The organism is Streptomyces sp. NPDC107454 (assembly GCF_055582885.1).
The window spans coordinates 75,621-90,367 of record NZ_JBVJPA010000018.1 but is presented as its reverse complement, the minus strand read 5'-3'; the positions used below and the strand labels follow the sequence as shown (position 1 = coordinate 90,367).

The window sequence follows — 14,747 nt, the reverse complement described above, 5'->3', positions numbered from 1 at the left end:
CCTCTTGTTTCCACGCCGTCAAGCCGCCCGGCTCTGGCCGGAGCCAGAGGTCGCGCCGCGATACCAGTACTCGAGGGTCAGCACATGCCACAGATGCTTGGAGAAGTCCCGCTGCCCGGCGGCGTCCTCGGCGACCATGCGCGCCAGCGCGTCGCGGCGCAGCAGCCCGGATGTGACGAGCACGCCGTCGTTCACCACCTCGCGCACCAGCGGTGCCAGATCCCGGCTCATCCAGGCCCGCAGCGGGGCGCTGAACAGGCCCTTCGGCCGGTACACGATCTCCCTGGGCAGGATCGAGGTGGCCGCCTCCTTGAGGACGGCCTTGCCCTGCCGTCCGACGATCTTGCGATCGCCGGGCACGGCGAACGCCGCCTTGACCACCTCGACGTCCACGTACGGCACGCGCACCTCGGTCGAGGCGGCCATGCTGGAGCGATCCGTGTAAGCGAGGTTCAGGCCAGGCAGGAACATCCGGGCGTCGGCCAGGCACATGCGGTTGACGAAGTCGTCGAGGTCGTTGTCCTGGTAGACGTCCGCATGTTCGGTCAGCACGTCCTCGACCGTCCCGGCCAGGTCCGGATCGACCAGGGCGAGCAGCTCGTCCTGGTCGTACATGGTGTAGCTGCGCCGGAACGCGGTCTCCTCCGGCAGGTCGGCGAAGGAGAGGAACCGCTTCGCGAAGCGCACCGACCGGTATCCTCGGCGGGCCGTGGCGACCGGCAGCCGGTCCACGGCCCTGGACACCCCGCGCCGCAGGGGCCGCGGGATGCGCTGGTAGCGCAGCGCGATCAGGTTGGCCAGGTGCTTGCGGTAACCGGCGAACAGCTCGTCGGCACCCATCCCGGAGAGCATCACCTTGACCCCGGCCTCCCGGGCTGCCGAGCAGATCAGGAATGTGTTGATCGCGGCGGGGTCGCCGATCGGCTCGTCCAGGTGGTACGTCATCTGCGGCAGCAGGTCGAGCACGTTCGGAGCGATCTCGATCTCGTGCAGGTCGACGCCGAACCGCTCGGCCACCCGCCGGGCATAGCGCAGGTCGTCCGGCATCGCCTCGAACTTGGCGTCCTCGGCGCGGAACCCGATCGTGTAAGCGGAGATCCCGGGCTGGTGGCGGGCCGCGAGCGCGGTCAGGTAGCTGGAGTCGAGACCGCCCGAGAGGAAGGTCGCCACGGGTACGTCGGAGAGCAGGTGCTGCCGGGTCGACTCCTCGACGATGGCGGCCAAGTCCGGCTGCTCGCCGCCCCGGGCCCGCTCCCGGCCCTCGGCGGCGACGTCCTTCAGGTTCCAGTACCGGCCGCGCTCGACCCGGCCGTCGGGCCGGCATCTGAGCCAGCTCCCCGGTGGCAGCTTCTCCGCTTCGCGGAACGCACAGCGCGAGTCCGGCACCCAGTAGTACAGCAGCGAGGCCACCAGCGCCGCTTCGTCCACCTGCAGCGACCCGCCGGTCACGGCGGCGAGCGCCTTGAGCTCGGAGGCGAACACCAGGCCCGCACCGCGCCGGAGCAGGAACAGCGGCTTGATGCCCAACTGGTCACGGGCGAGCACCAGTTCACCGGTCCGCTCGTCGAAGATCCCGAACGCGAACATGCCGCGCAGCCGGGGCAGGCAGTCGGTGCCCCAGCGCCGCCACGCCTCAAGGAGCACCTCGGTGTCGGAGGTACCGCGGAAGCGCACGCCGGCGGCTGCCAGTTCGGCACGCAGCTCGGGTGCGTTGTACAGCTCGCCGTTGTACGTCAGGGCGAGGCCGCCCGAGACCATCGGCTGGGCGCCGGTCTCGGACAGGTCGATGATGCTCAACCGGCGGTGCCCGAGGTGCACGTCACCGTCACCGGCGGGGTGGCTGTACCGGCCTGCCCCGTCCGGACCGCGGTGGGCGAGGGTTTCGGTGAGCCGGTCGGTCACGACCTTCCCGTCCGGCCACTGGTATGTGCCTGCGATGCCACACATGTCCTACCGCGCCTCCTGGTCGCTGTCCGGGACTCGTACCGCCCATGACGGCCGCTCCGTCGACAGCCGGCCCTTCACGTTCTCCCTGGCCAGCCGCTCGTTGTGGCCGCGCAGCGCGGTGTGCAGCCCGTCCCACAGGGTGCCGTCGGTCCGGTCCCGCGGATCGGGGTCGATCAGCACCACACCGATCACCGGGATGAGCAGGTCCGCGAGCTGCCGCGCCACGGTGTGCAGCCATGCGGCGCTGCCGTGCCCGGCACGCACGACGAGCACGGTCTGGGTACCGAGGTCCGGGAGGCCGGTCCACGCCGTGCCGGGCGCGACCGAGCCGACGCCGAGCCGGCGCACCTCGAGCGGCAGGGCCGCGGCACCCTCGACGCTGACCAGATCCGGACCTCCTGGCTTCTGCCGGCGGTGGGCGCGCTGCAAGTCCGGCAGACCGTCGATGACGACCACCGCCCCCTCCGCCGCGAGTGCCCTGGCGAGGTCCAGGGCGATCACGCTCGTGCTGCGCGCACAGCCCAGTTCCAGCAGCGACACCGGTTCTGTGGAGCCACGCACCGTGCGGGCCAGGGTCGCGATGAGCCGTTCGCGTGCCGCCCGGGTCCGTCGGCGCCGCCACAGCCTGGCCCGCCGACGGGGCGCGCGGCGCAGTTCCGCGATGACCGAAGCGCCCAGGTTCCCTGCGATGTCCCGGCGCAGCACGGGGCGGTCCGCCACCACCGTGCCGACCGCGGCCACCGCGAGCCCGAGGAAGAGCCCGAGGAAGAGCCCGATCACGGCGTTGGTGACAGCGGACTTGGGCAGGGACTGCCGCACCGCCCGCGGGGTGTCCACGATCTGGGTGCCGGCGACGATCTGGGGCGTGCCCACGCGCGCCTCCTCGGCGCGCTGATCGAAGTCGGCGATCCGCGAGTTGAGCTCCGCCCGGCGGGCGAAGAGCGACTCGATGCCCGCCGACGCCTTCGGGTCGCTCTCCGGCGCCCGGTTGCCGATCTCCTTGTTGACCTGGGCGAGTTCGACCCGCATGCGGTCACCCTGGTCGCGCAGGGCCTTGGCCTCGGCCTGCGCGGCTTCCTGCATCCGCCGCACATGGTCCGTGACGAACGCGTCCGCCAACGCCTTGGCCCGGGCCACCGCTTGCGCGTCACTGGCTCCTGTCACATCGATCTGCAGCAGGTTGTTGGTCAGGCCGGTGCCCCGGTAGTCCTTCATGAAGTCTTCCGGGCGTTCCGGGGACTTGAGGGACTGCAAGGCCTTGCCGGCGATCCGCGTGGTCTGCAGCAGCTGTACGTCGGTGCGGATCAGCGTTCCGGTGTCGTTCGGCTGGTCCTCCTTGTGCGCGACCAGCACCTTGGTCACCGCGGCCGGCGGTGGCGGCCGCAGGACCGCCACCGCCGCGCCGACCAGCAGCCCCAGGAGCGCCAGGGAGCACCAGAGGCGGCGGCGCCTGCGCACCGACACCACCAGTGCCTGAAGGTCCAGCAGGTGAGTGGCTGCCGACGACTCCGAAGTCGTGCTCGTCGTCACGCGGAACCTCCCGTCGCGTGGCCGGGAACCGCGAACGCCAGGGTGGCGTCTTCCGGACGATGGTCGGCGGGCCGCGTCGGACGGGCCCGGACCGGGTCGGCGACGACGATGCCGACGATCTCGTGTCTGCCGTCCGCACACGCCTCGGCGATGCCGGCGAGCTGCCCTGCGGTCCAGCTGCCCGGGCTGAGCACGACCAGGGCACCGGACTCGGTGTCGCGGTCCGGCACCATCGGCCGGTCCACCGAAACTTCCACCACCCGCAACAGCGGATCGCTCTTGGCTTCGGCCACGAGCTGCCCGGCGGCCCGGCGGGCGATCTCGTCGCCGTCCGGTACGACGACGAGCAGCCGCCGGGGGGCGGGCACCTGGTCCCGGAGGCGAGCGCACACCCGCCGGTAGCGGATCCGCATGCCGGCCTCGTCGCCGGACCTCTGCGGGGCCGGTATGTCCCACCGGGTGTCGACGCCGAGGAGCCGGCGGATGCGGGCTCGCGAGCCACGGCCCTTTGGCCGTTCACCAGGCACGTCGACGGTGCCGAGGAGTGCCGAGCCCAGCGCCGCGGCGATCTCCGGTTCGGTGCGCGGTCGGCGGTTCACCCGTGCGGCGGTGAGATGGCCGATGACCGCGAGCAGGAAGAACAGCAGTGCCCCGGCCTCGATGAGCTGCATCCTCGTCGGCGGCGCCTCACCGGTCGGCCGGGCCGCAGGCCCCATGACGACCATGCCGGCCTTGTTGGCAGCCGGGTCGGCCTCGTCGAGCTTCGTCATGGCCTCCTCCAGCGAGGTGCGCAGCTTCTCGAGCGTGGTGCGGGCCTGCACGCTCTCCACCGTCTTGCCCGGATCGGCCGCATTGGCCAGGTCGGTGATGCGGCGGTTGGTCTCCACCACCTGCTGCCGCAGCGCCTCGGGTCCCGTAGCCGTGTCGGAGTCGGTGCCGCCGCCTGTGATCCGCGCGGCGAAGCTGACGAACTGCTGGGCCACCTGGTCGGAGAGCTGCTGCGCGCGCTCCGGGGTGTCGGCCGTTCCCGAGATCTTGATGATGTTCCCGTCGGCGGCCTTGGCGCTCACTCGATCCCGCAGCTCGGCGCTGCTGACGCCGCTCCAGCCGAGCTTGGCGGCCACGGGGTCGACCACCGACGAACTGGCCGCGATGTCCACCTGGGTCAGTAGTTCGCGCTCTTCCCACTGCCCCGGCAGCAGTACTGACGTCGACGCCGTGTAGCGCGGCGGAAACAGCACCACCGAGGTGCCGTAGCCGACGAGTGCGCCCACCACGGTGAGGACGGCGAGAAGCCGCCAGCGCCGACGGAAAATCCGCCCGATCGTGACCAGGCGTATCGTGTCATCGCTCAAGGGTGCTGCCTCCCCCGTGCCCGGACCGGGGCTCCTGCCGACATCGGATTGTGGTCACGGCACGCAGCGGCGTAGGCGGCGAGCAGCGATGCTTGCGAGTTCCGCCAGGAGAGCTGCCCGCTGATCCGCTCCTGGCCGATCTTGCCCATCCGGGCCCGCTGCTCCGGGTCGTCAAGCAGCAGCGCGACGAGCTTGGCGAACTCGGCCTCGTCGTTGGCGGGCGCGTAGACGGCGGCGTCACCGGCGGAGACTCTCGCCTCGCGGAGGTCGAACGAGACGATCGGCCGGCCCATCACCATGTACTCCAGGACCTTGTTCATGGTCGACACGTCGTTGAGCGGATTGCGCGGGTCGGGAGACAGGCACACGTCCGCGGTGGACAGGTAGCGGACCAGGTCGGCGTCCGGAATGCGCCCGGTGAACTGCACCTGCTCCGAGAGCCCGAGCTGCCGGGACAGCTCCACCATCGCGTCGAAGGCGTCGCCGGCGCCGACGAACACCGCGTGCCAGTCGGTCCGCCCGAGTTCGTCGCGCAGCTTCGCGAGGGCCCGCAAGGCGTAGTCCACGCCGTCCTGCGGGCCCATGACGCCGAGGTAGCACAGCAGATGAGGCTTGCCGCGCTTCAACTCGGGCTCGGCCGGTACCGGGTGGAACCGGTCGATGTCAGGCGCGCTGCGCACCACGAAGACGTCCGCCGACCGCCGACCGCCACGGCGCACCGCGACGTCCCGGTAGCTCTCGTTCGTGGCGAGCACGATGTCCGCGGCGCGGTAGGTCCGCCGTTCCAGCGCGCACACGGCGCGGTAGAGCAGGTCCTCGCCGCGGTCGAACCGGGAGAGGTACAGCTCGGGTACCAGGTCGTGCTGGTCGAAGATGAACCGCGCCCCTCGCCGCTTCTGCCACAGTGCCGGCAGGAACAGCAGGTCGGGCGGGTTGCAGGCGTGGACCACGTCGACCGGGCCGACCTTCCGGGCCAGCCGGAACGTATGCCACAACGCGGATCCGTACTCCCGCAGGTAGCCGGCGGGACCTCCGGTGGCCGCGCGCAACGGGTAGCGGTGGATCCGCACCCCGTCGATCTCGGCCTCCAGCTCCGTGTCCCGCTTCTCCCCGCGGGGACAGATGACGTGCACCTCCCAGCCCGCGTCGCGCAGCGTCGTGCACTCCTGCCACACACGCCGGTCGAACGGCACCGACAGGTTCTCCACCAGAATCAGCGCGCGCCGGTCCGGCCGGTCGCCGCTGGTTGCGTCACCAAGCAAGGCCCATGTACCCCGGTTCGGCCCGGCGCGCCTCGGCGTCGGGAATGCGGATGAGGTCGACGAGCAGCGTGCCGTCGCCTTGGGGCAGCGCCGACAGCACAGCCGGATCCCTGGTCCCGACCAGGCACACCTCGGCGTGCTCGAGCACCTCGTCGACGGAGTCCACGAGGAGCTGCGCGATGTGCGGCAGCCGGGTCTCGATGTACTCGCGGTTGGCGCCGAGCAGTCGGGACAGGTTCACGTTGGCGTCGTAGATCCGCAGGTCGTATCCCTTGCCGATGAGCCGCTCCGCCAGCTCGACGAGCGGGCTCTCGCGCAGGTCGTCGGTGCCGGGTTTGAAGGACAACCCGAACAGGCCCGCCCGGCGCTTGCCGGTGCGCTCGACCAGCTCCACCGCGCGCTGCAGATGTGCGGAGTTGGAGGTCAGCACGTGGGCGAGTATGGGCACCGAGACGTCGGCCCGCTGCGCCGCGTGGACCAGGCTGCGCAGGTCCTTGGGCAGGCAGGAGCCGCCGAAGGCGAAGCCGGGCCGCAGGTAGGCGGGGCTGATGTTCAGCTTGCGGTCGGCCAGGAACACGTCCATCACCTGGTGCGAGTCCACCCCGAGCGCCTGGCACACCGCGCCCAGCTCGTTCGCGAAGCCGATCTTCAGGCCGTGGAACGCGTTGTCCGCGTATTTGATGGCCTCGGCCGTCGAGATCGGCACCCGGAACAGCTCACCGGGCAAGCCGTCGTAGAGCGCCGTCACCGCGTCGCCGCTTGCCGGGTCGAGCTCGCCGACGACGGTCTTCGGCGGGTCGAAGAAGTCCCGCACGCTCGTGCCCTCGCGCAGGAACTCCGGGTTGACCGCGACGCCGAAGTCCACCCCGGCCGTGCCGTCGACGTACTTCTCCAGGATCGGTACCAGGAGGTTCAGGCAGGTGCCCGGGAGCATGGTGCTGCGGAACACGACGGCATGGCGACCGCTCCGCTCGGCCAGCGCGGCGCCGATCTGCTCGGTGACCCGCTCCAGGTACGTGGTGCACAGGCTGCCGTTGGGCTCCGACGGCGTGCCGACGCAGACCAACGACACCTCGCTGCCCATGATCGCCTCGCGGACGTCGGTGGTGGCGCGCAACGCTCCGGACTGCACGGCCTCGGCGATGAGTTCGCCGATCCGCTCCTCGACCACCGGGGCCTTGCCGTCGTTGACCAGGTCGACCTTGACCTGGTTCACGTCCACGCCGATGACCTCGTGACCCAGGCTGGCCAGGCACGCGGCTGACACGCAGCCCACGTAGCCGAGCCCCAAGACACTGACTCTCACAACCCGTTCCTCCCCCCAGGCACGCCCTTGCGGCCTGCCTTCCGTTCGCCGGCCGGACGGCGCTCCCCTTGCATCAGTAGGCCCCCTGCCCTTGGAGCACCGCACGCAGCGTCTTCCACAAGATCACCGTGTCCAGGGCGAGCGACCAGTCCTCCACGTATCGCAGGTCGAGCCGGACCGCCTCCTCCCACGGCAGGTCGCTGCGTCCGCTGATCTGCCACAGGCCGGTGAGCCCGGGCTTGACGAGCAGCCGCCGCCGGATGTCCGGGCCGTAGGCAGCGGACTCCTCCGGCAGCGGAGGCCTCGGACCGACGAGCGACATCGATCCGCTGAGCACGTTGAAGAGCTGCGGGAGCTCGTCGATCGAATACCGGCGCAGCACTGCTCCCACCCGGGTCACCCGCGGATCCCGGCGAAGCTTGAACAGCAGGCCGGCACCCTCGTTGCGGTCGGCCAGCTCGGCACGTGCCCCGTCAGCCCCGACGACCATGGTGCGGAACTTGAAAATCGTGAACTCGCGGCCGTCCTTGCCCACTCTGCGCTGGCGGTAGAACGCCCCGCCCCGGCTGTCCACCAGCACGAGCAGCCCGACGAACACCATCAGCGGCGCGAACAGCACCAGCAGAATCGTTGCGCCCATCCGGTCGACGACCCCTTTGACCGCCCGGCGGCCCCCGGTGAAGGTCGGCATGCTGACCCGCAGCAGGGGGATCCCGAGCACCGCGTCGACGTGCAGCCGTGGGCCGGCCACCTCCATCAGCACGGGGGCCACGACCATCTCGGCATCGCTGCCTTCGAGGTTCCAAGCCAGCCGCTGCAGCCCGTCCGGTGACCAGTGCGGGTCCGGTGTGACCGCGACGACACGGTAGCCGTCGCGGCGGACGTGCCGCGCGACGTCCGTCAGTCGGCCGACGACCGGCACTCCGTCCAGTTGGTCACCGTCGAGCCCGAGACCGTCCGCCGTGCACACCGCGTCCACTCGCCAGCCGAGGTGCGGGAACTTGCGGGTTCGGGTGATCAGGTCGCGCACGGTGGCCGGGCTCCCGGCAGCGAGCACCGGTCTCAGGCACTGTCCTTCCTTCCGCTGTTTGTGCAGCCAGAGGCGGAGCACATACCGCTCGGTCATGGTGAAGAGCGCGATCGTGGGGATCGCGACGAAGATCCAGAGCTTGATGTTGCGCGAGGTGAGGGCGATCCCGCCGAGCGCCAGTACGACGGTCGCCGTGAACAGTGAGCGTCCGAGCCGGCGGAATTCCTCGGCGCCCTGGCCGAGCACGGCCGGAGCCCACGACCGGCTCACCGCAAGCGCTCCCAGCACCAGCAGCTCGGTGCCGAATGCGAGAATTCCCCACTTCTCGTGCCAGTTGGCCGCGTCCCGGGCCCCGAAGAAGTTGCCGATCGCCGCCACCACCAAGGCGGTGGCCACCATATCGCTGGTGATCACGGTACGGCGGTACCGCTGCTCCCAGTCGTTCGCGGGCTGTCTTATCGCCCCGTTCGTCAGACGCTCGCGCGCCGACGGAAAAGGGCCGACTAATCCCCCCTGTCGCACAGAACCCCCCCGGTCCCCAGTTGTTCGACGTGATCGCCCAACACTGCCCCTCCCCCCAGAAGGCCCCAGCCCTCGACCAGTTGCTCCCCTCGGGAGGCCCCCGCCCCCCGTGTCGCGCCGCTCTTCCCCCGGGAGGCCCCCGCCTCCCGCGCATGACATCCCGGCTATTTCAGCGCTAGTTGAACAACCCACCCTGGCGGCAGCAGACTCGCGTGCCCTGCCAGACCCTCGAGGTACGCGGAACCCCGTCGGAACCTCGGGTGCTCCCCGCACCCAAAGCCCCTTCGCGGGCCCAAGAGTTGATCACCCCCACAGCTGGCACCAGAGACGCAATTGCTGGCTATCCGTCACGTCTGACCTATAGATCATCATTTGTCGCCTCGTGTCCCAGCATGTGAAGCACGGTCAATCTAGACCATCGGGGCCCGTCTGAAGAGAGGGGTGTGTGGAATTTGTGCCCACTATTTGAAGCCGCTTCCACGGACCGGTGACGGCTCGTGGGTGCCTTGATGACGAAGACGCGCCTGCGACCTGTGATGACGGGAGTTGTCCGGGCCGCCGGCACCGGCAACCCCGAGGCGCCCTGGCACTGCCGGCCTGGCCACATTCGGGGCTTGTTTGGCCGAACTTGTAGGTCAGCATGGGGCGTTGGATGCGGGTGTGGGCGATCGACGGCACTTGGGAACGGATCTTCACAGCTCCGCTCGAGCAGCCAGACGCCGAGGCCGACCTCGACCGGGTCGTCGCCGTCGCCGCCGACTCCACGATCGTGCGCCTCACAGCACACCGCCGGAGCCCGCCAAAACGGGCCCCGGCCGGCCGCCTCGGACGCTCCCCCGGCGGACGGACCACGAAGATCCACCTGGTGGCCGACCGCCGGCCTTCGGTCCCACCGTTGCTCGACGCACTCCTGAGCCAGAACGTACCAAGTGATCCACTGCTTCCGGGCCCTGATTGCGTAGGCCGGCACACCTGACCGGGTGTCAATGGGCTCGCCGTCGCGGGCAGCGGTCATCAGCCGGCGCGTCGGCTCTCCGCGAGTCGCGCGCAAGCGGTAAGAGGCGGATGCACTCATACGGATCTCCGCCAGGACCTCGGCAAACTTGAGTACACGGGGACAGGCCACTGATGTCTCCCTCAGGGCTCTGTGCACTGCCGGACGCCATGGATCACAGAAGCAACCGCAACACCTCGTCAGGACCGACGGACGGGCCCTCGGCATGGCGGTACTTGGACGACTGCTCCAAGTACCGCCAGAGGCACCGAGGAAGGAGCGCACCTCTCGCCGCCTGCCATGGCGCCACTCCCCCATCGGCCAGTTATCGCCTTGAGCGAGACCGCGCAGTTCGCCCGACGTTCTTGGCCTGGCCTCCGTGGCGTCAGACCGCCTCGACCGAGTCTCGGTAGGCTGCCCGATTCACTGGGCCAGCAGGCGCAGGATGATGCGGGTGGCCCGCCGCACCGCCTCTTCACCGTCCTCGTCGTGCCGGCTGTCGTCGGCGCGCTGTGCGCAGGTATGGAGCAGTTCTACGTTGTGCAGCCCGGCCAGTTCTTCCGCAGGTTCGGGTCGGCGGTAGCGAGGACGGCCTTGAGCTGGTCGATCACCTGGGTGCGGGCCTTGGCTGCCGCGCCAGCGGCGGTCGGTCCGGTCGGTCCGGTTCACGTCGAACACGGCCACGCCCTGGGCCTGTAGGTAGCGGGACGTGGCCGCCCCGAAGGAGCCGGTCCCCTCCACTCCGACCCGCCGCACCTTGCCCAGCCCTCCAGGCCCTGTCGTCCGCGATGATTGCGGCCGCCTCACCGGCATGGTGAGCCTGGACGACCTGCTTGGCCGCCGCCTGCGGCCGCGGGCAGCCTGGCGACAGGCACGGCTGACGACAGACACCTCGCCGGCCGCGTCCCCTCACAGGGCTGAGGCCGGCGCACGTTCACCGCTCGTCGTTCTTCAGCTCCTTGGCCTCGCTCTTGAAGATGCGGGCCGCCTTGCCCGCCGAACGTGTCAGTTCGGGCAGCTTCTTGACGCCCAGGACCACCACGACGACGAGGAGGATCAGGGCCAGTTCACTCAGGCCGAACATCAGATGTGCTCTCCCAAAGGACGGACGGCGGCCGAAACGGCGTACCGGCGAGGCATCACTCTCTACATTGCTGTAGAAGTCTCTCCTGGAGCATGATCGCTCAGCAAGCCCGCCTTCCAGCCCGGTTGGCCGGGAACCACGCGCTGCACGGAGGAACAGAGCGGAATGACGGATGTGACCGCCGGGAGGCAGATGGCCCGTGAGACGTTGGCGCGATGGTGTCGCGCCGTCACGGAGGCCCGTTGGTTCGCCGTCACCGTATTCGCCCTGATCCTCACCAACGCAGCACTGCTCGGTGTCGAGACGTACAGCGGGCTGGTGGACGACTGGAACCGGTGGTTACGCTTTGCCGAGCACGCCTGCGTCGCTGCCTTCACGGTGGAAATAGCGCTCCGCCTGGCCGCCCATGCCGACCGCCCCCGGGACTTCTTCCGGGACCCGTGGAACCTTTTCGACCTCGCCATCGTCCTGAGCGCCTTCCTGCCCGTCGTCCGCGAGAACACCACCGTGCTGCGGCTGTTGCGCCTCGCCCGGGTATTGCGCACCGCTCGCTTCCTGCCACAATTGCGCGTCTTCCTGGTCGCGGTCGGCCGCAGCCTCCCCGGTACTCTCAGCTTCCTGGTTGTCGGCGCCCTGCTGCTGTACGTCTACGCGATGGTCGGCTGGGTCTTCTTCGCCCGCCACGACCCCGAGCACTACGGCTCCATCGGCCGCGCCGTCCTGACCCTCTTCCTCCTGATGACCCTCGACGGCATCGGCGACGCGGTCCACGCGGGCCTGGAGATCTCCCACTGGAGCATCCTCTACTACGCCTCCTACGTGCTGCTCGCCTCCTTCGTCCTCGTCAACGTCCTCATCGGCGTCGTCATCACCTCGCTCGACGAAGCGCGCGACATGGAGGAGAACGAACGGCCGGACCGGCGCCCCCCGACCTCCCCAGAGGACCCCCACGAGCTACTCGAACGTATCGCCACCGCCCGCCGCGCCCTCGACGACCTGGAGCGCGGCCTGGCCCAGATGCCGGCGCCCCAAGCCCGTGCGACGGAGCGGACTGGCTTCACCTCTGGAGGGCCCTCGTAGCCACAGCGACGGCACGGCAAAGCTCCGCCACTGATGCAGTCCGCCTCCCAACACCTTCCGGAATCCGAGCAGTCGGCGCCCTCCTGCCGCCGGCAGGAACTTCCGGGAGATCGTGACCGGGCTTGGTCGGCTGTCGTCGGAGGTGGCTGCGGACTCGTACATCGTGTGCCGCGGTCAGCGGTCCCCCGTCGGCGCATGCGTCATGGCCGTCGCGGTCGCGGTGCCCGCCGCCAGGCGGCCGCCTCCGGCGTCGGCCTGGTCATCGTCGGCCTCGAAGACGCCGTCGCCGCCCGGCTCGCCGACGGCGGCCACGGCACTGATGTCCCGCGCCAGTAGTTGCTCCCGAGCTGCTGTGTGACTTCCGCTGCTGGTACGTCAGTTCCTCTTCGGGGCCCAAGTCGGAGCCGTTGTTGCTTTCCGTGGATGAGCGGACGGTGTTGGAGCGCTGGACACGTCGGGCGACATCGGCCCTGGCCCTGCGCGCTCGGATGGTGCCGGCATGTGCGGGGTCCGAAGTAGCGCCGATCGCGGCGGTCACCCGGGATCTGCGGGTGACCGCGGACACGGTCCGCGAGTGGTGACGACGGTTTTTCACTGAGCGACTGGACGGCTGATCGACGAGCCCGGGCCGGGTCGGCCGTCCACCATCGGTGTCGACCAGATGGAAGCGGTCGTGGCCACCTCGCTGGAACAACTCCCGAAGAATGCCACCGACTCGTCGCGCACGTCGATGGGGCAGCACCGTGGTCTGTCGAAGTCCACGGTCGGCCGGATCGGGCGGCAGTTGCAGCTCAAGCCGCGTCCGACGGACACGTTCAAGTTGTCGGCGGACCTCACTGTTCGTGGAAAGGGTCCACTACGACGTCGGCCTGTACTTCAACCCGCGCGAAGGTGCTGTGTGGTTCTGCCGGTGGACGAGAAATCGTAGATCCAGGCCCTGGACCGGTCCCAGCGATTCCCTCGCACGCCTCTGCCGACGCATCTCGGGCGCAGGACACTAGCGCGCCACGCGGTAGCGGAGGTGGACGACTTTCGAGCTGAAGGTGCGGGTCTCGACGAGTTCGAGATCCACCCGGCGCCCGTGCTGGGGAAAGAACGGGATGCCACCGCCAACCAGCACCGGGTAGACCATGGCCTGATACTCGTCGATCAGACCCAACGCGGCAGCCTCGGCGGCGAGAGTCGCGCCGCCGATCGCGATGTCGCCCTCTCCCGGCTCTGCTCGCAACCGCTCGACCTCCTCCGCCAGGCCGCCGGAGGCCAGGCGGGCATTGCCCTGCACCGCCGACAGCGTCGTGGAGAACACCACCTTTGGGAGCGGCTTCCAGATCGCGGTCCACTCGAGCATGGAGTCGTCGAGCGATGGATCCTGGTCGGCGGTCTCCCAGTACAGCATCGTCTCGTACAGCCGTCGTCCCAACAGGTGGACGCCGACCTCGCGCATCTCGTCGATCCAGAAGCGAAAGACCTCCTCATCAGGCGCCGTCCAGTCGAAGCCGCCGTCCGGCCCGGCAATGTAGCCGTCGAACGAGACGCCCATCGAATACGTGACTCTGCGCATCAGAAGCCCTCCTCGGTAACGGGTTCGACAGTACGACCGCCGGACGCCGTGGAACTCATCGCCGCTCGCGAATTCCCCTGGGCCGAGTCACCGCACGAGATCATCTCGTTGGGAAAACCTCAGTCACTCGGGGACCGGGACCGCAGACATGTCCGCCTTCGGCCACTGTCTCAGGGAGTTGGGCTGTGGGCCCTCGGCGAAGAAATCTCCACCCACTGGTGCCGAAAGTCCCACAGACACGACCGGAACACCGCCGTCCGTGAACGTCGGATCGTCGGATCGTCGGAATGGCGACCATGCCGAAAGCAGAACCGGCCGACCTCAGTGACCTACACGTGGCCGTTCCCACCGCTCCCGATGACCGTCAGCAGGCCACGGTCGCACAGGGCATGGCCGAGCGCCGTTCCCCGGCGCCCAAGCTCCAGGTTTCTCACCGGCCGCGAGCCGATCCAGAAGCGCGCGCTGCCGTTCGTTCAAGGCGGACTACCGATGCATGAGCGTGAATCAGAACGCACCTCTTCGACGTCACCCCCGACCGCTTCGAGGCATACCTGAGCGAAGAACTGGACCTTCAGGTCCGGTCTGGGCTGCACGAAATGGAACGCATCAACGACTGGCTCCGCGGCCGCCTCTCCTCCCTCGGGTGGGCCACCGAGCACACGTACCACTCGAAGCGCAGCTCCTGCACCACGCCCTCCACCTCCGCCCGGAACTGGCCCCTGCGATGACCACGCCCGTGCCTGACAATCCCCCACAGGAGGGACCGGAACCCACATGAGTGATCGAACACAGCGTCACAGCTCGCAAACCTCGGCTGCGCACGGAGAGACCCGGACATTCGAAATCAGGTTCTAGATTTCGCCCTCGCGCACCCGTGACGGCGACAGGAAAGCCCCCGTTACCCGATCACCTGTCCGCATCTCACCCCGAGGAGCACCTATGCATCCCGTACGCCGCACTGCGCTCGTTCATCCTGCGTTCGAAAACACCGCTGTCTCCTCGGACACCACCGCCCGCCCTGCCACCAACTGCGCCGTCTCCCTCTCCGACGCAGCACGACCGGATACGAGGTACCT

At 69.4% G+C, this 14,747-nt stretch carries 12 protein-coding genes; 3 read left to right on the top strand and 9 right to left on the bottom strand.

Annotated features, from left to right (window positions below):
* Positions 1-18 precede the first annotated feature (18 nt).
* From asnB to tatA, 8 genes are all read right to left on the bottom strand, one after another.
* Positions 19-1,947 carry an asparagine synthase (glutamine-hydrolyzing) gene (asnB, locus tag ACZ69M_RS39005; protein WP_470057554.1) on the bottom strand — a complete coding sequence of 643 codons (1,929 nt, stop codon included), beginning with the start codon at positions 1,945-1,947 and terminating at the stop codon, positions 19-21.
* Positions 1,948-1,950: 3 nt separating this feature from the next.
* A complete protein-coding gene (locus ACZ69M_RS39000; RefSeq protein WP_470057553.1) occupies positions 1,951-3,477 on the bottom strand; it encodes a Wzz/FepE/Etk N-terminal domain-containing protein in 1,527 nt (508 codons plus the stop codon).
* Positions 3,474-4,832, bottom strand: a complete 1,359-nt coding sequence (locus ACZ69M_RS38995; RefSeq protein WP_470057551.1) for a Wzz/FepE/Etk N-terminal domain-containing protein — start codon at positions 4,830-4,832, stop codon at positions 3,474-3,476. The genes ACZ69M_RS39000 and ACZ69M_RS38995 overlap by 4 nt, the downstream gene beginning before the upstream one ends.
* A complete protein-coding gene (locus ACZ69M_RS38990; RefSeq protein WP_470057549.1) occupies positions 4,829-6,094 on the bottom strand; it encodes a glycosyltransferase family 4 protein in 1,266 nt (421 codons plus the stop codon). The genes ACZ69M_RS38995 and ACZ69M_RS38990 overlap by 4 nt, the downstream gene beginning before the upstream one ends.
* The gene (locus tag ACZ69M_RS38985; protein WP_470057547.1) at positions 6,084-7,400 is read right to left on the bottom strand and encodes a nucleotide sugar dehydrogenase; all 1,317 of its coding nucleotides are present in this window, start codon (positions 7,398-7,400) and stop codon (positions 6,084-6,086) included. Before ACZ69M_RS38985 ends, ACZ69M_RS38990 begins: the two co-directional genes overlap by 11 nt.
* A 73-nt stretch (positions 7,401-7,473) precedes the next feature.
* Positions 7,474-8,952 carry a sugar transferase gene (locus ACZ69M_RS38980; protein WP_470057546.1) on the bottom strand — a complete coding sequence of 493 codons (1,479 nt, stop codon included), beginning with the start codon at positions 8,950-8,952 and terminating at the stop codon, positions 7,474-7,476.
* A 1,417-nt stretch (positions 8,953-10,369) separates the two neighbouring features.
* Positions 10,370-10,630, bottom strand: a complete 261-nt coding sequence (locus tag ACZ69M_RS38975) for a hypothetical protein (RefSeq protein WP_470057544.1) — start codon at positions 10,628-10,630, stop codon at positions 10,370-10,372.
* A gap of 250 nt (positions 10,631-10,880) precedes the next feature.
* Positions 10,881-11,030, bottom strand: a complete 150-nt coding sequence (gene tatA, locus ACZ69M_RS38970) for a twin-arginine translocase TatA/TatE family subunit (protein ID WP_470057543.1) — start codon at positions 11,028-11,030, stop codon at positions 10,881-10,883.
* A 165-nt stretch (positions 11,031-11,195) separates the two neighbouring features.
* Between tatA and ACZ69M_RS38965 the strand changes: the two genes are divergently transcribed.
* On the top strand, positions 11,196-12,110 hold the full coding sequence (locus tag ACZ69M_RS38965; RefSeq protein ID WP_470057541.1) for an ion transporter: 915 nt from the start codon (positions 11,196-11,198) through the stop codon (positions 12,108-12,110).
* A 195-nt stretch (positions 12,111-12,305) separates the two neighbouring features.
* Entirely contained in the window at positions 12,306-12,446 is a 141-nt protein-coding gene (locus ACZ69M_RS38960) for a hypothetical protein (protein WP_470057540.1), read from the top strand.
* Positions 12,447-13,107: 661 nt separating this feature from the next.
* Here ACZ69M_RS38960 and ACZ69M_RS38955 read toward each other — a convergent pair.
* Positions 13,108-13,671 carry a dihydrofolate reductase family protein gene (locus ACZ69M_RS38955; RefSeq protein WP_470057538.1) on the bottom strand — a complete coding sequence of 188 codons (564 nt, stop codon included), beginning with the start codon at positions 13,669-13,671 and terminating at the stop codon, positions 13,108-13,110.
* Positions 13,672-14,267: 596 nt separating this feature from the next.
* On the opposite strand from ACZ69M_RS38955, the gene ACZ69M_RS38950 reads away from it, so the two are divergent.
* Positions 14,268-14,399, top strand: a complete 132-nt coding sequence (locus tag ACZ69M_RS38950) for a hypothetical protein (protein WP_470057536.1) — start codon at positions 14,268-14,270, stop codon at positions 14,397-14,399.
* The last annotated feature ends 348 nt before the right edge of the window (positions 14,400-14,747 follow it).